The 21983-nt window shown below is 29.8% G+C and carries 17 protein-coding genes and 2 pseudogenes; all 19 read left to right on the forward strand.

Annotated features, from left to right (window positions below):
• Positions 1-93: 93 nt before the first annotated feature.
• The 19 genes and pseudogenes from BN1711_RS06585 to BN1711_RS06675 all read left to right on the forward strand — a co-directional run bounded on the left by BN1711_RS06585 (position 94) and on the right by BN1711_RS06675 (position 21979).
• The gene (locus tag BN1711_RS06585; RefSeq protein ID WP_050607375.1) at positions 94-879 is read left to right on the forward strand and encodes a ParA family protein; all 786 of its coding nucleotides are present in this window, start codon (positions 94-96) and stop codon (positions 877-879) included.
• Positions 876-1865 (forward strand): ParB N-terminal domain-containing protein, encoded by a 990-nt coding sequence (locus BN1711_RS06590; RefSeq protein ID WP_050607376.1) that lies wholly within the window; start codon positions 876-878, stop codon positions 1863-1865. Before BN1711_RS06585 ends, BN1711_RS06590 begins: the two co-directional genes overlap by 4 nt.
• Entirely contained in the window at positions 1858-8085 is a 6228-nt protein-coding gene (locus tag BN1711_RS06595; RefSeq protein WP_050607377.1) for a DEAD/DEAH box helicase family protein, read from the forward strand. The genes BN1711_RS06590 and BN1711_RS06595 overlap by 8 nt, the downstream gene beginning before the upstream one ends.
• Positions 8086-8458: 373 nt before the next feature.
• A complete protein-coding gene (locus tag BN1711_RS06600; RefSeq protein WP_050607378.1) occupies positions 8459-8719 on the forward strand; it encodes a hypothetical protein in 261 nt (86 codons plus the stop codon).
• Positions 8720-9436 carry a JAB domain-containing protein gene (locus BN1711_RS06605; protein ID WP_050607379.1) on the forward strand — a complete coding sequence of 239 codons (717 nt, stop codon included), beginning with the start codon at positions 8720-8722 and terminating at the stop codon, positions 9434-9436.
• Between the two features lie 22 nt (positions 9437-9458).
• A complete protein-coding gene (locus tag BN1711_RS06610) occupies positions 9459-10448 on the forward strand; it encodes a DUF3991 and toprim domain-containing protein (protein WP_050607380.1) in 990 nt (329 codons plus the stop codon).
• A gap of 104 nt (positions 10449-10552) precedes the next feature.
• Complete coding sequence (locus tag BN1711_RS06615; protein ID WP_243128209.1) at positions 10553-10903, forward strand: MobC family plasmid mobilization relaxosome protein; 351 nt, start codon at positions 10553-10555, stop codon at positions 10901-10903.
• Between the two features lie 204 nt (positions 10904-11107).
• Positions 11108-12304: a hypothetical protein gene (locus BN1711_RS06620; RefSeq protein ID WP_050607382.1), complete on the forward strand. Its 1197-nt coding sequence runs from the start codon at positions 11108-11110 to the stop codon at positions 12302-12304.
• A gap of 247 nt (positions 12305-12551) precedes the next feature.
• On the forward strand, positions 12552-13502 hold the full coding sequence (locus BN1711_RS06625; protein ID WP_050607383.1) for a relaxase/mobilization nuclease domain-containing protein: 951 nt from the start codon (positions 12552-12554) through the stop codon (positions 13500-13502).
• A 104-nt stretch (positions 13503-13606) separates the two neighbouring features.
• A complete protein-coding gene (locus BN1711_RS06630) occupies positions 13607-13864 on the forward strand; it encodes a hypothetical protein (protein WP_050607384.1) in 258 nt (85 codons plus the stop codon).
• Positions 13865-13950: 86 nt separating this feature from the next.
• A complete protein-coding gene (locus BN1711_RS06635) occupies positions 13951-14232 on the forward strand; it encodes a 50S ribosomal protein L7/L12 (RefSeq protein ID WP_050607385.1) in 282 nt (93 codons plus the stop codon).
• 94 nt (positions 14233-14326) lie between these two features.
• Entirely contained in the window at positions 14327-14527 is a 201-nt protein-coding gene (locus BN1711_RS06640; protein ID WP_050607386.1) for a hypothetical protein, read from the forward strand.
• 82 nt (positions 14528-14609) lie between these two features.
• Positions 14610-15386 carry a hypothetical protein gene (locus tag BN1711_RS06645; protein WP_129582136.1) on the forward strand — a complete coding sequence of 259 codons (777 nt, stop codon included), beginning with the start codon at positions 14610-14612 and terminating at the stop codon, positions 15384-15386.
• Between the two features lie 265 nt (positions 15387-15651).
• Positions 15652-16937: pseudogene (gene istA / locus BN1711_RS06650) on the forward strand (IS21-like element ISCbo2 family transposase).
• 2 nt (positions 16938-16939) lie between these two features.
• Positions 16940-17692: pseudogene (istB, locus tag BN1711_RS06655) on the forward strand (IS21-like element ISCbo2 family helper ATPase IstB).
• Between the two features lie 16 nt (positions 17693-17708).
• A complete protein-coding gene (locus BN1711_RS06660; protein ID WP_050607389.1) occupies positions 17709-19049 on the forward strand; it encodes a hypothetical protein in 1341 nt (446 codons plus the stop codon).
• 91 nt (positions 19050-19140) lie between these two features.
• On the forward strand, positions 19141-19335 hold the full coding sequence (locus BN1711_RS06665; protein ID WP_050607390.1) for a hypothetical protein: 195 nt from the start codon (positions 19141-19143) through the stop codon (positions 19333-19335).
• Between the two features lie 123 nt (positions 19336-19458).
• On the forward strand, positions 19459-21639 hold the full coding sequence (locus BN1711_RS06670; RefSeq protein ID WP_050607391.1) for a VirD4-like conjugal transfer protein, CD1115 family: 2181 nt from the start codon (positions 19459-19461) through the stop codon (positions 21637-21639).
• Entirely contained in the window at positions 21629-21979 is a 351-nt protein-coding gene (locus BN1711_RS06675) for an Mbov_0395 family pilin-like conjugal transfer protein (RefSeq protein ID WP_050607392.1), read from the forward strand. The genes BN1711_RS06670 and BN1711_RS06675 overlap by 11 nt, the downstream gene beginning before the upstream one ends.
• Positions 21980-21983 lie beyond the last annotated feature (4 nt).

Consider the following 21983-nt stretch of genomic DNA (forward strand, 5'->3'; position numbering starts at 1 on the left):
TAGAAATTATTTAGTTTACAAAAATATTGACATAAGATATAATTGAGTTTATAAAGAAACTAAAAAGTTTACAAGAATAAGGAGGCAAATTTTATGATTAGTAATAAAATAATTTCTATTGTTAATCAGAAAGGAGGAGTAGCTAAAACTGTAACAACTTTAAATTTAGGATATGCATTAGCAGAAATGGGAAAGAAGGTACTACTTATAGACTTTGATCCTCAGAGTAGCTTAACAGTATGCTTTGGCTATGATAATACGGATAGTATAAAAACAACAATATATAATCTTATGGCAATGGCTATTGAAGAGAAAAGTTTACCTAAAAAAGAAGAGTATATTCTTTCAGCAGGAAATATTGATATTATTCCTTGTAGCTTAGAGTTATCAGCAATAGAAATAGCACTTGTTAATGTTATGAGTAGGGAACTGGTTTTAAAATCTATAGTTGATGAAGTAAAAACTGATTATGACTACGTTATTATTGATTGTTCACCATCACTTGGAATGCTTACTATAAATGCACTAGCTGCTTGTGATAGTGTAATTATTCCTGTTACTCCTCAATATCTTTCAGCTAAAGGCTTGGAGCTACTTCTTAGGAATATTATTAGAGTAAAGAAAAGAATAAATCCTAATATTAAAGTTGATGGCATACTGCTTACAATGTATGCAGAAAGAATGAAACTTTCAAAGGAAGTGCTATCAATTATTCAAGAAGCTTATGGAAGTCATATTCATATCTTTGAAAGCAAGATACCAACATCGGTAAAGGTTGGAGAAGCAAATATGAGAGGTAAAAGCACCATAGAATATGATCCTAAGAATAAAGTATCCATAGCTTATATGGAATTTGCAAAGGAGGTAGCAGCACTATGAGTGAAAAAAGATTAATGAGTTTAGATGATATGTTTGGAGATACTCAACCTGAAAAAGAAACTAAATCAGGAATAACAGAAATTGAAATAGAAAAATTGGTGTCTTTTAGTAATCATCCTTTTAAGCTATATGAAGGAGAAAGACTAAATGACATGGTAGAAAGTATTAAGGAGTTTGGAGTTATAGTACCTATAGTTGTAAGACCTATGGGTACAAGCTATCAGATTCTATCTGGTCATAATAGAGTTAATGCTGCAAAACTTGTAGGAATACTTAAAGTGCCAGCAGTTATTAAGGAAGGACTTACAGAAGATGAAGCTACTTTAATTGTTACTGAAACAAATACAATGCAAAGGTCATTTTCAGATTTACTTCATTCAGAAAGAGCTGCTGTTATTTATACAAGACATAAAGCTATGGCTAATCAAGGAATTAGAAATGACCTATTAAATGAGATAGAAAGACTTTCTAAATCCAATGAAATCAAGGAGGATGAAACTTTTTCCCCATTGGGGAAAAAGTTAAGAACCCATGAAGAAATAGGAGAAACATATAAACTTTCTAAAAATTCTATAGCAAGATATTTAAGAATTTTCAAGTTGATAGATGAAATAAAAGAGTTTTTAGATAAAGGAGAAATATCTATAAGAGCAGGTGTGGATTTATCATATTTATCAGAAGAACAGCAAAATATGATTGTAGAAATTACAGCAGAGAATAACTACAAAATAGATATGAAAAAAGCTGAAGTTATTAGAGATTACTCAGAAAAAGGTAAACTAAATGAAAAAACAGCTTATTCAATTCTTTCAGGAGAACTTAACAAAAGAACAATATCAAATAAGCCTGCTTATATAAAGTTAAAGCAAAAACTAATAAACAAATATTTTAAGCCAGAAGCTAAGCAGCCAGAGATTGAAGATATTATTGATAAGGCTTTAAAGCTATATTTTGAAACTCAGGGGAAGGAGGTACTTGATGAGTAGATTAACAGAAGTAAGAGAAATCTACGAAAAAGTAACAGGAATAGTTACAAGCAATAAAAAAGAATGGAAAGAATTCTTAGACTTTGCATCAAAAATTTATAAATATAACTTTGACAATTCAGTTTTAATTTATGCTCAAAGACCTAATGCTACCATGGTTGCCAGTATGGAAATATGGAATAAAAAAATAGGAAGGTATGTAAACAAAGGAACAAGAAGTATAGCAGTTTTTGATACCTCAATGCCAACTCTTAAATTAACCTATTTATTTGATGTTAAAGATACCAATGGAGAACCTCATACTATTCCTAAGCTATGGAAGTTAAATGATGTTATTAGTGAAAAATTTTTAGAAAATATAAATGAAAAATATAATTTAAGTAGCAGTTCTATTGAAGAGTTAATATCAAAGATTACTGATATTAAAGTTAATGAAAGTTTTGATAATATTTTAGAAGGTTATGAACAAGATATTAAAGAAACATGGCTTGAAAAATTACCAGAAGAAGGTTTTATAAGTTGTTTTACTCAAAGTGTTATTGAAAGTATAAATTATATGGTGGCAAAAAGATGTGGGATACAAGCTTCAAACTTTGATGATAATAGTTTTAGAGTAATAAATCATTTTAATACACTACCATTAACCTTTAGACTTGGAAATTCTGTGTGTAGTATATCTCAGCAAATTCTTAGAGAATTTGAAAGCGAAATATTAAAAATTATAAAAGAGCAAAGGAGCGAAAAAAATCATGAGAGAGAATCTAAACTTAAATTACAAGGAAATAGACGGAATATTTTATCCAGAGATACAAATATCCAAGGACAAGGAAGCAGATCAGAAACCCTTAGGGAAATATGGACAAATGGCAATGAATTATCTAAAGAACAATCATCAGAGCAGATACAGTCTACTTCTAGCCCAAGGGGAATTGATAGAGAAAATGCACCAAGTAAACGAGGAAGCTTATCAGAGGTTAGAAATATTGATGGAGCAAATGTTAAAGACAAATCCCATACAGAATCCAGAAAACACAATGGAGAACTTCAAACACAGGGCACTGATAAAGGAAACAGCAGAAGAGATAGTTCTTCACGAGATAGTATACAAAACGAGATAAAGCAAGTAGATATTTTTGAGCCACAAGCTAGTGGCTCTTTTTTAATGCCTGAAAATAATCATAATGAAGATAAAAATATACAAGATATTAAAGATGAAAAAAGTAAAGTTATTAACAATGAAGAAGATAGAAATACAGATAAAAATTCAACTTGGGAAGAGTATAAAAATAAATCCATAGAAAACTATGAAAGTAATATATTAGGCTGGTTAAATAACAATGAAGTTAATAAAATGACTGAACACAAAAAAAAAGTAGATGTAAAAGAAAAAGTTAAGAAAATAAATTACAGATATAGTTTAGAAGATGAAATTGGTGTTGGAGGACTTAAAACTAAATTTAGAAACAATATAGAAGCCATTAAAACATTAAAGGTTATTGAAGAAGAAAATAGATTGGCAACACCAGAAGAACAGAAAATACTTGCTAAGTACGTAGGATGGGGAGGTATGGCACAAGCCTTTGATATTAATAGTACAGGATGGAATAGTGAGTATGCAGAGTTAAAAGCACTACTTACTCCTGAGGAATATGTATCTGCAAGAGCTTCAACACCGAATGCTCATTATACTTCAACTACAGTTATTGAAGGAATATACAAGGCTCTTGAAAGCTTTGGGGTTAAAACAGGAAATATATTAGAACCTTCCATGGGAGTTGGAAATTTCTTTTCTATGATTCCAGACAGCATGAAAGATTCTAAGTTATATGGAGTAGAACTTGATGATATTTCAGGGAGAATAGCAAAGCAGCTATATCAAAAGGCGAATATTAAAATACAAGGCTTTGAAGAAAATAACTATCCAGATAATTTCTTTGATGTTGCTATAGGTAATGTTCCCTTTGGAGATTATAAGTTGCATGATTCTAAATATGATAAACAAAATTTTTTAATACATGATTATTTCTTTGCTAAGGCTTTAGATAAAGTAAGACCAGGCGGAATTATAGCTTTTATAACATCTAAGGGGACTATGGATAAAGAAAACAATAGTGTAAGAAGGTACATTGCAGAAAGAGCAGAATTAATTGGAGCAATAAGACTTCCCAATACGGCTTTTAAATCAAATGCTAATACAGATGTTACTGCTGATATTATATTTCTTCAAAAGAGAGAAAGGGTACAAGTTACAGAAGAAAATTGGCTTCATGTATCTAAAACAGAAGATGGAGTTCCTATAAATGAATACTTTCTTGATAATGCAGAAATGCTTCTTGGAAAAATGGTTTTTGATCAGAGAATGTTTGGAGAAGGTAGCAAATATACAGCTTTGGTTAATGATGATGAAAACTTTGATTTAAAAGAAGCTTTGGAAAAAGCAGTAGGTAATTTAAATGCTAACATAACAAGTTTTGAAAGAGAAGAAGTTAATGCAGAAGATTGTATCCCTGCTGATCCTAACATCAGAAACTATACTTACACTTTTATAGATAATCAGTTGTATTATAGAGAAAATGCTGTAATGAGAAAAATTGAAGTTACAGGAAAAACTTTAGAGAGGATAAAAGGACTTCATTCTATAAGAGAAATTACTAGAGAAATAATAGAAATTCAAACAAATGGCTGCAATCAAGAAGAGCTAAAAGAAAAGCAGGAAATCTTAAATAGAAGATATGATACTTTTGTTAAGAAACATGGGCATATAACAGCAAGAACCAATAATACAGCTTTTAGAGATGACAATGATTATCCTCTTTTATGTTCTCTTGAAGTAGTAGATGAAAATAAGAATGTTACTAAAGCTGATATGTTCACAAAACAAACAATAAGACCACAGATAAAGATAACAGAAGTTGATACAGCAATTGAAGCTCTTACAGTAAGTCTAAATGAAAAAGGAACAGTAGATTTATCTCTAATGTTAGAAATTTATGATAGCACAAGAGAAAACATTATAAATGAACTTAAAGGTTTGATATTCTTAAATCCTGAAAAATATAATAAAGATGATTTACTTCAAGGCTGGGAAACTCAAGATGAATATTTAAGTGGTAATGTAAGGCAGAAATTAAAATTAGCAAAACTTTATGTGGAAACTAATCCAGAGCTTTTTACTCAAAATGTAGAAGCATTAGAAAAGGTGCAGCCAGTAAATTTAGAAGCTAGTGAAATTGACATAAGGCTTGGAACAACATGGATTGAAGAAAGTGATATAGAAAATTTTATTTATGAAACATTAGGAACTCCAAAGTATGCTCAAAATTCAGATTCTCGTTATAGCAGTAATGAAGTAAAAGTGCATTATAATAATTATAATGCCTCATGGGCTATTGAAAACAAAGGAGTATATGGATATTCTGTAGCTGCAACAGAAACCTATGGAACAAAAAGACTTAATGCCTATTATATTATTGAAGAAACTTTAAATCTTAGAACTGTTACTGTAAAAGACAGAATAGAAGATGGAGATACTGTAAGGTATGTACTTAATCAAAAGGAAACCATGCTGGCAAGAGAAAAGCAAAATCAGCTTAAAGAAGAATTTAAAAATTGGATATTTAGAGATCCTGACAGAAGAAAGAGGTATGTTGAATTTTATAATGAAAACTTTAATAACATAAGGCTTAGAGAGTATGATGGAACGCATTTAACTTTTCCAGGTATGAATCCAGATATTAAACTTAGGAAACATCAAGTAAATGCTATAGCAAGAATTCTTTATGGAGGCAGTACACTTCTTGCTCATTGCGTTGGTGCAGGAAAAAGTTTTGAAATGATATCAAGTGCTATGGAACTTAAAAGATTGGGACTTTCTAAAAAAAGCATATTTGTAGTTCCTAATCATTTAACAGAGCAGATGGGAGCAGAATTTTTAAGATTATATCCTTCAGCGAATATTTTAGTTACTACAAAGAAAGATTTTCAAAAGCAGAACAGAAGGAGATTTGTAAGCAGAATTGCTACAGGAGCTTATGATGCCATAATTATAGGACATACTCAGTTTGAAAAGATACCAATTTCAAAGGAAAGACAAGAGAAAATGTTAAATTATCAGATAGACCAAATGACTTATGCTATTGAGGCTACCAAAAGGGAAAGAGGAGAAAACTGGTCTATAAAGCAGATGGAAAAGTTTAAAAAAAGTTTAGAGAGTGAACTTAAAAGACTTCTTGATGAATCAAGAAAGGATGATATTATAAACTTTGAAGAGCTTGGTATAGACACTATGTTTGTAGATGAAGCACATTATTATAAAAACTGTGCAGTATTTTCTAAAATGAGAAATGTGGCGGGAATATCCAATACAAGAGCTAAAAAAGCAAGCGATATGCTTATGAAATGCCAATATATCCATGAGATTAATGAGGGCCGAGGAGTAATATTTGCAACAGGAACTCCTATTTCAAACTCTATGACAGAAATGTATGTAATGCAGAGATATCTTCAAAATCATGAACTAGAAAGGCGAGGAATACAGCATTTTGATGCTTGGGCAGCAAGCTTTGGTGAAGTAGTTTCATCACTAGAACTTGCTCCAGAGGGTACAGGATATAGATTTAGAAGCAGGTTTTCAAAGTTTACAAACCTTCCAGAGCTTATGACCTTATTTAAAAATATAGCAGATGTTCAAACCGCAGACATGTTAAAGCTGCCAATACCAAAACTCAAAGAGAATAAATATATTTTAGTATCTTCAAATCCAAGTGAATTTATAAAATATGAGATGGAAAACTATCTAGAAAGAGCAGAAAGAATTAGAAATGGTATGGTTGATCCATCTGTAGATAATATGCTTAAGATAACCAATGAAGCAAGACTTTTAGGTACTGATCCAAGACTTATTAATAAAGAGGCTATAAATAAGCCCGATTCAAAGGTGAATAAGTGTATTGAAAATATTTATGAAGAATATAAAAAATCAGAAAGTATAAAAGGAACTCAAATAGTATTTTGTGATGTGGGAACGCCTAATTCAGATGGGCGTTTTTCTATTTATAATAGCATTAAAGATGAGCTTGTAAGAAAAGGTATACCTAAAAATGAAATATGTTTTATTCATGATGCTAAAAACGAAGTACAAAGAGAAGAGTTATTTTCAGATATGAGGTCTGGAAATAAAAGAGTAATCATAGGAAGTACACCTAAAATGGGGACAGGAACTAATATTCAAGATAGGCTTATATCACTTCATCATTTAGATTGTCCTTATAGACCTTCTGATATTGAACAGCGCGAAGGCAGAATTTTAAGGCAAGGAAATATTAATCCAGAAGTAAATATATATAGGTATGTTACTAAAGATACTTTTGACAGCTATTTATGGCAGATTGTAGAGCAAAAGCAGAAGTTCATATCGCAGATAATGACTTCAAAATCTGTTGCAAGAAACTGTGAGGATGTAGATGAAACAGTACTTTCTTATGCAGAAGTTAAAGCTTTAGCCACAGGAAATCCGTTAATAAAGGAAAAGATGGATGTTGATAACGAGGTTTCAAGACTAAGAGTTTTAAAAGCTGCCTATGATAGTCAAAAATATACTTTACAGGACAACTTTACTTATAAATATCCTAAACTTATTAGTGAAGCTAATAGTCAGCTAGAATATGTTATTAAGGATATTGATAAAAGAAATATGGAAGATGGTAAGGACTTTTCAATAATTATAAATGGCAAATTATTTGATGAAAGAGAAAAGGCAGGAACAATGCTTCAAAGCCTTTATAACAAGATACCTAAAGGTGAAGAACTTCATGTAGGAAGCTATAAAGGATTTGAATTAAAACTTAGAAAAAATCTCTTTTATGAAAAGTTTGAACTTTTAATTCATGGTAATTTAAAATACACTCTAGACCTTGGAGATAGTGCTCATGGAAATATGCTTAGAATTGAAAATGTGCTAAATAATCTTGAAAGTAAAATGCAAAATATAGAAACAAAGATAGAGGAATATAAAAGAAACTTAGAACAGTCAAAGATAGAATATGAAAAACCATTTCCTTATGAAGAAGCATTAAAAGAAAAGCTATCAAGACAATTTGAATTAAACTTATTACTGGATCTTAATAAAAAAGATGCTGAAGTTATAGTAGATGAAGATGCATTTATGGATAAAAAAGAAGGAAAAAATGAATTTGAAAATGAAGAAGAGATGGTAGTATAAAAAATAAAATAAGTATATAATTTAAATATAAATTTGTTTGCCAAGGTCGTAGGTTCGAATCCTACACTCCCCGCACTAACAACCATAAGTATTTATGCCCTTATTTTGATTGGAGAATCAATAATTAGCGCTACTATTGGTAACCTAATTGGAATTATCAAAGATAAATACGAAGGGAAGTGGTGTATTATGAATGTTTTGTTCATAATAATAGCTCTATGCGGTATTTACGGGGAGTTAGCTCAGTAGGTAGAGCATGTGATAAAGTAGATTGCAGCATAGAGCTTAACTAAATAATATTATTATATAAGGCTTGTTATCAAACAGGTCTTTTTATTTTTATTTAAAAAGTTAATAGAAAAAGGTGATATAAATGAATAAAAATAAAGGAATAAACCGAGATAATTATAAGTATTTAAGTTCTCTAATAGCACAGCTTTTGGAACTTGATATGGATACTGAAGAAAAAATAACAGTATATATTGAAAATTATGGTGTAGATAATTTCTTGAAGGACTACGACAAAATGGAATTACCTTATGAAGCTTATGAAAAATTAGAAAATTTAGAGTTAGTCTTAGAGACTCTAAATTACAAGGAAATTAATTTAGATAGTATAGGAGGTGTATTGTAAATGGATAAGAACATGCTATACACCAATACTTTTCTAAAAGGTTTAACCAATTTAACGGGCATTCCTATAGAGAAAATTCAAGAATATGCAAAAGAAAATAATCCTTTTAATATTTTAGAACATCCTAATATAATAGAACCAAATGAAAAGCAACTTCAAAAAATAGGACTTCTTAATGAATTTATAGCATCATATAACTTACTTAAAGCTCATGAAAGTGAAAATAAGATTAAATTTTCAACTCCAGAGAAAGCAGCAGATTATTTTATTCCTCTACTAAGTGGTATAAAGGATAAAGAAAAATTTATGATAGCATTTTTAGATAATGGAAATAACATAATTCAGACAAAGATAGTATCAGAAGGAACTGTTTCTCAAGCAGTAATTTATCCAAGGGATGTTTTAAAAGAAGCTTTAGCTTGTGATTGCAAGGCAATGATATTAGCACATAATCATCCAGGAGGATCTATTTTACCATCCAATGAAGATAAAGCAATAACACAAAAACTTGTAAACATATTTCAACCATTAGATATTAAAATACATGATCATATTATAGTTGCAGGAGTAAATTACTGTTCTATGGCTGAAAAAGGTTATGTTCCAGCTTCAGTAAATGGAATGGCAGTATATGAACCTATAAAGATGGAGGATAAAAGGATTATAGAGGAAAAACAAAGCTTCAATTCTGAATTAGATGAGGAATTGGAGCTTTAGTTTTTATAGGAGATAAAAACTTATGGAAAGGAAAAAGTTAAAATTTACTGATGATGAAATAGCTCTTGCAAACAGTATAAATATAATAAGTTATGCTTTAAGTTTAGGTTATCCTGTAAAGCAAGTTACTTCTCGTTCCTTTAAAATAGATGGTTATGGAGGATTATATATTCATAGTGATGGTCATAAATGGAACTGGTTTTCTCAAAATAAAGGTGGTGGAGCCATTCAATTTGTTATGGAAATAGAAAATAAGTCTTGGGTAGATGCTGTAAAAACTCTAATAGGGAAATCAGATGAAATTGTAAAATATATAGATCCAGAAGTTATTGAAGAAGAAAGCAAAGGCGAGTTTATTCTTCCAGAGAAAAATACTACCTTTAAACATATTTTTGCATACCTTATAAATTCCAGGGGTATTAAAAAGGAAATAGTAAGAGATTTTGTTAAAGAACACAAGCTTTATGAAAATAAGTATGGTAGCTGCGTATTTGTAGGGTATGACAAAGAAAATAATCCTAAATATGCAAGTATAAGAAGTACTAATACTACTGGAAAATTCTTTAGATGTGATGTTAAAAATTCAGATAAAGCCTACCCTTTTTGCAAGGAAGGAGAGAACAATACAGTATGTGTATTTGAAGCACCTATTGATTTGATGAGTTATCTTACATTGATTAAGAAGCATAATATAGTGAATTTTGAAAATCACTGTATTTCTCTTGGAGGAGTTGCTGATAAAGCTCTTGAATACTACTTAAAAGAGAATCCTAATATAAATAAAATAATGCTCTGCCTAGATAATGATGAGGCAGGGCATTTTGCATGTAATCAGATATTTAATAAATATAAGTACAAATATGAAATTGTAAGGCATACACCAAAAGGAAAAGATTTTAATGAAGATTTAATAGCTCTAATTACGGATTCAAAGGTAACAAAAATAAGTGAAGATGAACCTATGTATAGAAGTAATGATTACTCAAATGAGTTTGATGATATAAGTCTTTAGAAAGGTAAAGAGTTCTTTTTTCAATATCCAAGAGGACTGAGCCAAAGCCACGGGCTTGGGGTGAAGGCAAGCTTCCTATTGGTATAGCCAATAGCTTGTAAAGAGTGGGGAATCCCCACGCCCTTTTTAAAAACTTAGAAAGAAGTGAAGGAATGAGGAAAAGAAATGTTCAAACTAATATAAGAATGACAGAAAGTGAAGTAGAGCAAATAAAAAAGAAAGCAAAAAGAGCTAATATGATCTTTAGTAATTATGTTATATCTTCTGCATTAAATAAAGAAATTGTTGTTATTGATGGGATAAAAGATTTTACTCATCAGCTTTCAAAAGTAGGTACAAATCTTAATCAATTAACTATGCTTTGCCACCAAGGAAAGGTTAGTTGTGCAGACATAGGTGCTGTGAATAAGGTGCTTAAGGAGATATGGGAGGAATTAGTGTGCATTAGAAAATAAGAAATTAAGTTCTTTAAATTATTTGAAATTTAAATATATATGGTATATAGTTACAATATTTAAGAATAAATGAATTTGGTTTATGGTGACTATGGAATAATTTCTCGATAAAATCATAATAAATACACTGGTTATATGAAAGGGTATTAAGTAGACGAAAACTATTTAATAATATATTGTTTTTAGGGGAAGGGAGGAAAAGTTGTGTTTATACCACCAGGTAAAATCTATATGGAAATGCAAAGTGATTCTTTTGGAATATGGATAACAGAAGTCGAAGGAAACGATTATCCTCATATTATAGCTAAACTTCCAACTAATGTGATTAAATCGATTTATAATGGAATTGATACATTTTTAAATATAGCAATTTATGAACATCAAGGTCAAAATATTTTAGTATTAGGATTATTTATAATGGATAACCTAAAATATCCTTATAATACATATCAAATTATTAGAAAGGAAAGTGAGGGCAAACTATTTTTGCCGTTGCTTAAAAATAACAATAAAGAGTGGCACATTCATTTTTTTGATGAATTAGCAAGACCTTTAGTTTCATCAGTATGTAATGTTGATAAAATGGAATCTGAAAAGTTACTTTCTACGTTAAATAATTTGATATTATATTATGGAGATGTTAGAAAATTAGATGATGCTATATTTGATAAATATAAAGCGGATATTGAACAAATATTTATAAATAAATTTTTTGAGCCTTCAACGATATTTTATAAATTCAAGTGTGAATTTATATTTAGTAATCCTGTAAATATAATAGGAGTAGGAACAGGAGAGTTTAAAATTGATGATGAAGATGAAGGTGGTGGGTTAGAACAACAAATATTTCAATTGATAGAATCATTATATGGTGATTTAAGAAGTTATAGGTCTCCACAGATTTATAAAAAAGATAAACTAAGAGAATTGACAGATATTTTAGCTTGGGATGAAAACCACATTTGTATAATAGAATCTAAAGTTATGTCTATTTTTAATATTGAATCAGATAGAATTAGTGAACGATTCACTTTAAATATTGAAAAACAGATAAAAAAAGCTTTAAATCAGCTTTGTGGAGCAACAAAGAGTATAAAAAGAAATGAAACTATTTTTAGTCAATTAAATAATATTATTAAAATTCCAAATGAATCAATTGAAACAATACATTGCATAGTAATTATTTCAGAGATGTATCCAAATTTGAATTGGAATGACTGGGCACTCAAGTTAATAGAGATTAATAATAAATATAAAATAATGATTCATATTATTGATCTAGAGGAATTGCATAAATTGATTGTTAGTAGTAAAAATCCAACTGAAATTCGTATAAATTTACTTTTGAGATGGAATAAAATGCTGGAAGTGAAAAGTGCTTTTATCAGAGGAAAACTATGAACTAAAAAATAGTTATATGATGGTTAATATTTATAATGGCAAATTATGAAGAAAACAATGTAATGTTAAGAAAAATAATTTGCAGTTTATATATTTGTGCAAAGTAATTTAAAAATTTACTAAGGCTCAAATAAGTCAAGACTTTATAATAGATTGATAAGTACAATAATGAGAATTAATAGAATCTGTGATTTGTAAGCAAATCAACAGATTTTTTTAATTATAAAAAAGTGAAAAGGGTGAAGCTATGGCTGTAATTGAATTTATTAACGGTTCAAATAATACCTATAAAGGTATGAAAAGAGCTATAAATTATATAAAGAATCCTCTAAAGACATCAGAAAATTTAATAGGAGGAAAAGATTGCTCATTAGATACAGCTTATGAAGAGTTTGTTATGACTAAGCAGAATTTTAATAAAGAAAAGGGAAGGCAGTTTATACATTTTATTCAGTCATTTTCACCTAATGATAAAGTTACACCAGAAATTATAAATGAGATAGGTAAAAAGCTTTTAGAGCATGAAGTTTTTAAAGATTTTCAGGTGGTATATGCAACTCATACAGATAAAGAACATATTCATACTCATTTTATTGTTAATTCAGTTAGCTTTACAAAAGGACATAAGTGGCAACTATCAAAGGAACAATTAGAAAGTTTAAAGGAATACTCAGATGAATTATGCAAAGAATATGGTCTTATTGTTGTTGATGGAGAAAAAGGAAAGCATAAGAATAGAGGAGAATATAGAGCAACTGATAAAAAACAAAGTTGGAAATACGAGCTGTATCTTGCAGTGAAGCATTGTAAATGGTGCAGTAGAAGTAAGGATGAGTTCATAGAAAATATGAATAAGCTTGGTTATAAAGTTGATTGGACAGATGAAAGAAAATATATAACTTTTACAACTGCTGATGAAAAAAAGTGCAGGAATAGAAAACTATATCCACCAGAACAATTTACAAAAGAAGCACTTCTTAAAGCTTTTGAATTAAATAGACAAAAGGCTGATAAAATGCAACTTCAAGCAAGAATGGAATTGTTATTGACAGCGATTGAAATGATTTCTAATGACAAAAGTAATAATTATAATTACCATTTACCTTTGACTGTTCTTGAAGGACAAGCAAAGAAGGAAAGAGCTATTGAGGAAACTAAAGGAAGGGGATTAGAGTGGGATGATGGAAAATATATGTAGAAAAATTATGTATTTAGACAGTTGGGAATGATAGAATATACTTAAGGCATTTATTAGGTTAGATAAAAGTAGAGTGTAAATAGGAATTTAGAGGAGGAATAAATATGGCACGTTCTATTAGAGATTTCCTTTCGGGATTTGGTAGTGAATTGTTGGAACGCATAAGAGAAAATAAAAATGCAAGGCTAGATGAAGCTGCATTTCAAGAAAGAGTCAGCGGAATTGAAAAGGCAATTGCGGCTCTCTGTGAAGCCGAAGTTGAAGAAAATAAAATTATTTACCTTATGCAAAAGTATTGGGATTTACGCCTTAGTGAGGTTAAGGAACTTTTGCAACTAGAAAGATACACTGAAGAGAAGTAATTGATTCTTGTGGCAAAACAATCAAAGACAAATTCCAATATGTAAAGAAAATATAAAAATGGTAATTTGTAGAGGAGTTGAAATTTGTGGAATATGGTATATTAACTTTAATGTTTATTATTGGAATCTTACTTTATATAGAAATCACTAAATTAAAAAAGAAAGTAGAATCTCAACAGATACAGATTGATACTTTGTGTAAAGAAACTGGAAATCAGCAATTAGCTACATATTTTATTTCTGATGAAGAAAAAGAATATATAGTTCATCTAAAAAACAGTGGGAAAGAAGTTGAAGCGGTTAAAAAGTTAAGAGAAGTTACTTCTATGGATTTAGTACAGGCAAAGCAATATATTGATAAACTATAAATTCCTATTTACTTAACACCAGTAGATAAAACATTTGAAAAATTAAAACAAAGTTTAGACTAGTATTATAAATAGTAAATTGGAGGGATAAAAAATGAATAATAAGAGAAATAGGACAACATGGGCGATCAGTTTATTAATTGTTGGGATTGCAACTATTATAATTTGTTTTTCTTCAATTATTGGAATTAAATTACCAGACATATTAAAAAGGGGGCTTGGTATTATATTGATTGTTGCTATTCCTGTACTTGCATATAGTTCTATAAAAATATTAAAGAATAGTAAAAGCTAAATAGGAATTTGACGTGGAGAGTCAACAAGTAAAATAAAAAATTTTTACAAATGTAGGATATGCAAAAAAAAATTAGAATTTATTGAGGAGTAGAATGATGAAAAATATGGATAAGACAATAAAAGAAGATTCTTCGACTAATTTTCAAATAGTTACAAATGTTGAAGAAATATCATTTCAGAAATATATGGATCGCCTTTATGAAATATCCCAAGATTGTAATCAAGAAGTCTATTACTCTGAGATTTTTATGCCATTTTTAAGAATGTGTTGTACGAAGGATACGAAAATTATACCTGTTTACAATGATAGAAATTCTGGACCTAAATCAGATAACCCCTCAACAAACAAAGAACGAATGAGAATAATATGTGCTTCAAATGAAAATGGTGGTTATATTGTTCCGGATTTTATTTTTGTTCCTAAAGAATATAGTTTTATAAACCCCTGCAAGCCATATTTAATGGTAGAAACAAAGTGTCCTATATTATCTCTGAAGGGAGTAAGTTATTACAGAGATTTAGAAGATTATATTAGAAAGAATAAATGTGAACTAACAGCAGAAATAAAATCATGTGGTTGTGTTATATTCACAGATGGAATCACATGGATGTTTTTAGTTCTCAATGAAAGAAATGAAATTGTAGAACACTCTGACTTTGAAGCCATAAGATTAGTAGAACAATATGAGTCTCATTATAAAACACGAAGAATTAAAAGAAAAGTTGATATGAAGCAAATTGATTTAAGTATTATAAATTCTTCCGGGATAGTTGATATTGAAGTAGAGCCTCAAGAATGGAACAAATTAAAAACAACAATCAAGAAATTAGTTGAAAAACGAGTTTCAAATTTGTAAGATGATTTAAATTCTTAATGTCTTTACAAATTCCAACTTGTCGAGCACATAAACTGAAACAAAAAATTGAATTCGAAGTAGGTGATTCTTGTGAATAAGGAATTGGTGAAAAAGTATCTTGAGGCTTATTTCCCGACTATCAATGATGAAGATGCAATATATAAGTGCTATTATGGGAATGCAAGAAAGTGATCATCTAAGGATGTAAGAATTAGATTTATGTATAATACTATAATTACCAACATTTAATAAACTGGAGGTAATTATGATTATACAAATGAATATTAATTCTGAAATACAAATAGATAAGTTAGAGGATCTTCATAAATTAAATTTAATTATGGAGGAAAATAATTTGAAAGTAAATAAAAGTCAAATAGCTAGAGAACTTGGCGTTGATCCACGCACCGTAGGTAAATATTTAAATGGATATGTAAAACCTACTACTAGAAATCGTAAATCTAAAATAGACCATTTTGAACCTATTATCAAAAAACTTCTGGGTAAAGATTCTATTCAAATATTTTATTATAAACGTATTTTATGGCAGTATCTTAAAGATAATTATGGATTAGATTGTGCTCAATCTTCTTTTAGAAGATATATCTCCAATCATCCAGAATTTAGTCACTATTTTAATAGCAGAATAAAAGGACATCTATCGAAGGCTGCGCCTATGAGGTATGAAACAGGTAAAGGTAAACAAGCACAACTAGATTGGAAAGAAAACATAGAATTTGTTTTAAATACCGGAGAAATTATTAGTGTTAATGTCTTTGTATTAATACTTTCATATTCGAGGTTTAGAGTGTACAAGTTATCTCTCGATAAAACACAAGAAGTGTTATTTTCTTTTCTTGATGAATCATTTCAAGCTTTTGGAGGAGTTCCGGAGGAACTATTAACGGACAATATGAAAACTGTTATGGATTTACCTAGAACTAATTATTCTAAAGGAAAAGTAAATAATAAATTTCAACAGTTTGCAAAAGATTACGGCTTTAAAGTTCACCCTTGCGTAGCAGGTAGACCTAACACCAAAGCCAAAGTAGAAGCTCCTATGAAATTATTAGATGAAATAAGAGCATATAATGGAACATTAAACTATGAGCAATTACACAAACTTGTTTCAGATTTAAACAATAGAATTAATAGTAAATGTCATACATCAACAGGTAAAATACCAATATTACATTTACAGAAAGAAAAAGATTTCTTATCAGAACTGCCTAAAGATCAGATAAGAAATCTTTACAAAATAACCACCACATCTGTTAAAGTAAATAGTCAAAGCATGATTTCATACAAATCAAACCAATATTCTGTCCCACCAGAATATATAGGTAAACGACTAAAACTTCAAGTATATGATGATCAATTACATGTGTATTATAGCACAAAATTAGTTACTATTCATGATATACAAAATCAAAAATTAAATTATCATGCAGAACATTATGCTGAGATTAGTGCTTTAACATTTAATAAAAGCTCATATGAAATGATGAAGAAAGCTAGGCAAAATTTAAATTTAATAGGAGAGGTATATAAAAATGAATAGTGCATATACACAACTTATAAAAAATCTAGAGTATTTAAAATTTAAACAAATGATTAATCATTTAGACGAAGTCATTGATTTTTCTACTAAAAATAATTTATCCTTTGTTGATGCTCTTATTAAGCTTACAGCTTATGAAATAGATTTTAAAGAAGCAAATATGATTAAATCTATGGTAAAAGTAGGCGCTTTTCCTCATAAAAAAGAGGTTAAAGACTTTGATTTCAGCTTTCAACCTAGCATTAATAAAGATTAGATATTAGATTTTTTAACATTACGCTTTCTAAATACACAAGAAAATATAGTTTTCCTAGGTCCTAGTGGAGTAGGAAAAACGCACCTTGCTACATCTATAGGAATTGCGGCAGCAAAACGTAGATATAGTACATACTTTATTAAATGTCATGATTTATTACAGCAATTAAAACGTGCAAATTTAGAGAATCGATTAGATTCTAGACTTAAACATTTTAGTAAGTACAAGCTCCTAATAATAGATGAATTAGGCTATCTACCGATAAATAAAGAAGACTCTAAGTTATTCTTCCAACTCATTGACATGCGATATGAGAAAAAAAGTACAATTTTAACAACTAATATAAATTTCAATGCTTGGGATGATATTTTTTATGATCCTATCATCGCAAATGCTATATTAGATAGAGTTTTGCACCATGCTCATGTTGTACCTATTAATGGAAAGTCTTATCGCTTAAAAGATCACTTTAAAGATGACGATGAGTAAAAAACTACACCCTTAAATGATCGGAAAATTTCATTATTATCTTGACGTTTATACAATAAAAAATCAAAAGAAAAAAGTTTATAATTTGTTAGAGAAATTGAATGATCCAGAGACAGTGTTTAAGGGGTTACCCTTTTATTGCTTGAATTCTAAGGAACAAGTCAAATTGCTGCATTTTATTTTAGAGGAAACAGATGAAAGGCAAATAATTAGTAATTTGAGTAAGGTAGATGCGGATAAGGACTACTGCAATATTGAAATAGATGATGAAGATACAGCGGACTTTGCAAGAACATCTTTTAAAGAAGAGATGCCTGACTATGAACCATTAAATCTAAAATCTATGCTGATATCAAACAGAATGGTTATAAGAGACTGGCAAGATATGCAAGGGGTGTTAGATTGCCTTAATCAGTCTAATGAAATAATTATTCATTCGTTGATGAATGAAATAAACGCTTACTATATGATTGGTTTGCATTTTGAAAATCTTACTTATATACAGGAATATATGGACTATGTTGTAAATGATATCTTACAGTTAGTAGTTTATAAAGTTATCTCTAATCCGGCTATAAATACGCTCACTATCTTACAGGAATTATCTGAGGAGACAAGAAATCTTTCAGATAAAATAGATGTTCAGTTAATTAGAAAGAGAGAGGAACAGAAAAAATATGATATTTTATCAGCAAGCCAAGTAATGCGATATTTTTCAGCTTATCTGAGACATCGTAGTAAACTCAAAGAAGAAACAGAAATCTATATAGAATTAGAAAAAGAAAAAAATCAAGACCCCACATTATTTGACTCTGTGCCAGAGATATACTGTGCAGAGAAAGTGATATTATCAGAAGATGATATAAAAAAGGCTACTGCGATTATCACAGAAGGTAAATCCATTTATCGATATTATGAGAAACTGTCAACAGTTCGTGAATTTATCAATATAATGAGAGTTTATGGCGGTAGGCAGTGCGATTCTAATTGTTTACAAGATTTGAAGGTGTATTTTAGAGAAATATATATGAGTAAGGTAACCTATAGACGACAACAAGCACGTAAGATAGTTGAAGATTATATTAAAAAATTGAATTTTGTGGTAGAAAATAATGAGGCTATACCTGAATTTGATAAACAGAGTCAATACATGTTTGTGAGGGAAAAGATAAGTAGAGGCTATTTCAGAGAGAAGGGGTTGTTATCAGATTATTTTGGAAAGATAGAGTTTACAAATGAACTTTATGATTTGCTATTAAAAATTTATTGGTTCTATGATTTTAAAGATGCACTTGAGTTTCTTTATGAGGTGAACTACCATCTTTTAAATAAGTTTAGATCATTGGTTGAAATGTGATTTTTTGCAAAACTCATACCCTGAAAATATGCAAAGTTTGTGATATATTTTATCCATAGTTAAATTATTCTATAAGAAAGGACTGATTCTTATGTCACAAAAAAATCTGAGGGTTGTTGGGAAAAACGGAAATTTGTTGGGAGGTGGTGCGGCTCAATTACGGTACATCAAACAAAGAGGCGGATGGGATGAATACCATAAAGAATTGATTCAAGAAATTACAGAAGAGGTTTATAATAAAATCATGGAAAAGCAAAATCGACCAATTCTAAAAATGGTAAAATGATAAATTCCAGTTTTCTGATGGGAGTACAAGTTCCAATTAATAGAGCATATAAAATTTTAAGACTTACCACGTGTAGGTCTTATTTTTATAATTAAAACTCAATTGAGAAAGGAGAATAGCTCAATGAAATCCAAAAAGAAAAAACTTTTAATAAGCTTGCTTATATTAGTGAGTGGTATTTCATTTAACCTTTATTTTTCAACAATAATTCATCAGCTGTTTTCAAAGCAAATGGCAGTTTTAAAAATTCCAAGTTTAATAATTTGTATCCATAGCATGGCGGTAAGTAAACAGCACTTACTGCTTTTTTTATGTCTTGATGGATTAATAGTTTTATTTTCAATATTCTACTATGTAGCAAATAACAAGCCCTATCAAAGTGATTTAAGGGAAATAACCCCTAAAGTTTCAACTCCAGTACCAGCGGGACAAAAACAATTTGGTTCAGCAGAATGGCTTACAGAAAAAGAGAAGGATTCAGCTTTTAATAGCTTTATTCTAAATGCAAATGACATAACAGTAAAGACACTAATAAGACAAGGATATGATGATCTAAAAGAAATGAAGAAGGGATGGAATGAAAAAAATGAAAGAGAAGATGAAGAGGAAAAAGAACAGGAAAAAAGTTTTGAAGGCAAAGAACAATTTACCATGGAAGGACAAAAAGGAGATATTCAAAGAAAGTCCAAAGTTGAAACCTCAAAATGTTCAGGTGAATTTACCAAAGCTTTTTTACCGCAGGGTGGGGTAGTTTTAGGTTGCAAAAATCATAAAGGAAGTGAAAAGATTTATTTTATAGGAGAAGATGTTCATACTCTTTGTATTGGAGCTACTCGTTCAGGTAAAACAAGAACTGTGGTACTTGAAAGTATAGCTACAATAGCACTTGCAGGGGAAAGTATTATATTAAGTGATCCTAAGGGAGAGCTGTATGCTTATACTTATCCTTTTTTAGAAAGGTTAGGATATGAAGTTATTGCAATTGATTTTAAAAATCCTGAAAAAAGCAGTAGATATAATTTTCTGCAACCCATAATTGATGCAGTAGATAATAATGATGTTGCTAAAGCTATTGATGCTACTTGGGATTTAACATCACAGCTTGTAGGAGAAGCAAAGGGTGAGAGAATATGGACAGATGGGGAAGCTTCTATTATTGCAAGTGCTATTATGAGTGTAGTTTATGATAACAAACATGGCAATAACAGAAAATATCAGAATATGACTAATGTTTATTACTTTATTAGTGAGATGTGTAAGGCTACTGGAAATACTATGCCTATTATAGAATATGTAAAAAAACTTAATCCCTCTCATCCTGCCAAAGCTCTTCTTGCAATTTCAGAAGTAGCACCAAGCAAAACAAGGGGAAGTTTTTATACAGCAGCTCTTACTACTCTAAGATTATTTACAAACCCATTAATCAATTCTATGTCAAATGTTAGTGATTATGATCCTAAGGAAACTGGCAATAAAAAAAGGGCTATATTTATAATACTTCCAGATGAGAAAACTACTTACTATACATTAGCAAGTTTGTTTGTATCTCAGCATTATGCAGAACTTGTAAAAAGTGCAGATGAAAGAGGTGGTAGATTAAAAAACAGAGTGAATTTCTTGCTTGATGAATTTGGAAATTTTGCTACAATACCTGATTTCTCAAATAAGTTAACCGTTGGTGGTGGCAGAGGAATTAGGTTTAATTTATTTATACAGAGTTTTGCCCAGCTTGATGATAAGTATGGAAAGGAGGTGGCAAAGACCATAAAAGGGAATTGTGAAAACTGGATTTATCTTCAGGCAGATGATATAGAAACTCTTGAGGAAATATCAAAAAAGCTTGGAAACTATACAGTATCTACCTATTCATTAAGTGCATCTCATGCAAAATTCTCTACACCATCCAGTTCTCAAAGTATTAATTTAACCCATAGAGCACTACTTGCAGCAGATGAAATAAGGCTAATATCAAGACCTTATAGCTTAATTACTTCAAGAAATAATCCTTCAATTATGTATTCTCCAGATTTATCAGCATGGAAGTTTAATGAAATGTTTGGACTTGGAGATAAGGAACATAACAGAAAAGTAAGGGAAATAAGGCAAAATAGGAGGAAATCAAGGAACATAAACATGTTTGATATGGAGCTATGGGGAATATGGCTTTATTATGTTGCAAATGAAGAAATGGGATTAACAAAGCAGTCTGTGAGAGATATGCAAATGCAAGTTTCAAAATTTCAATCAGGATACTCATATGAAGAAAGTAAAAAGAAAGGAGAACTATACAGCAATGAAGATTAAAATTTTATTCAAAAAAGTAAAAGAAAAGGCCTGGGCATTAATTATTAGCATAGTTACTGTACTCATGAGTAGTTATACTGTTTATGCTAGTGGTAGTGTACAGAGCAGTAAGCTTGTAAAAGGTACAGAAAAGCTTATTAATGATGTAACTACATGGTTTATGATTCTTGCACCAATAGTTGCAGGTGTTCTTATAATATATTTCTTTATAAGGCGTAGTGCTGCTGATGAAATGGATCAGAAAAAATGGAATAACAGAATTGTAGTTGCAATAGTTTCTTGCATAGGTGCTGTTATAGCTTCAGCGACTTTAAATTTAATAATTGGATACTATAGATAATTTT

This window comes from Clostridium niameyense, assembly GCF_001243045.1.
GTDB lineage: Bacteria > Bacillota > Clostridia > Clostridiales > Clostridiaceae > Clostridium_F > Clostridium_F niameyense.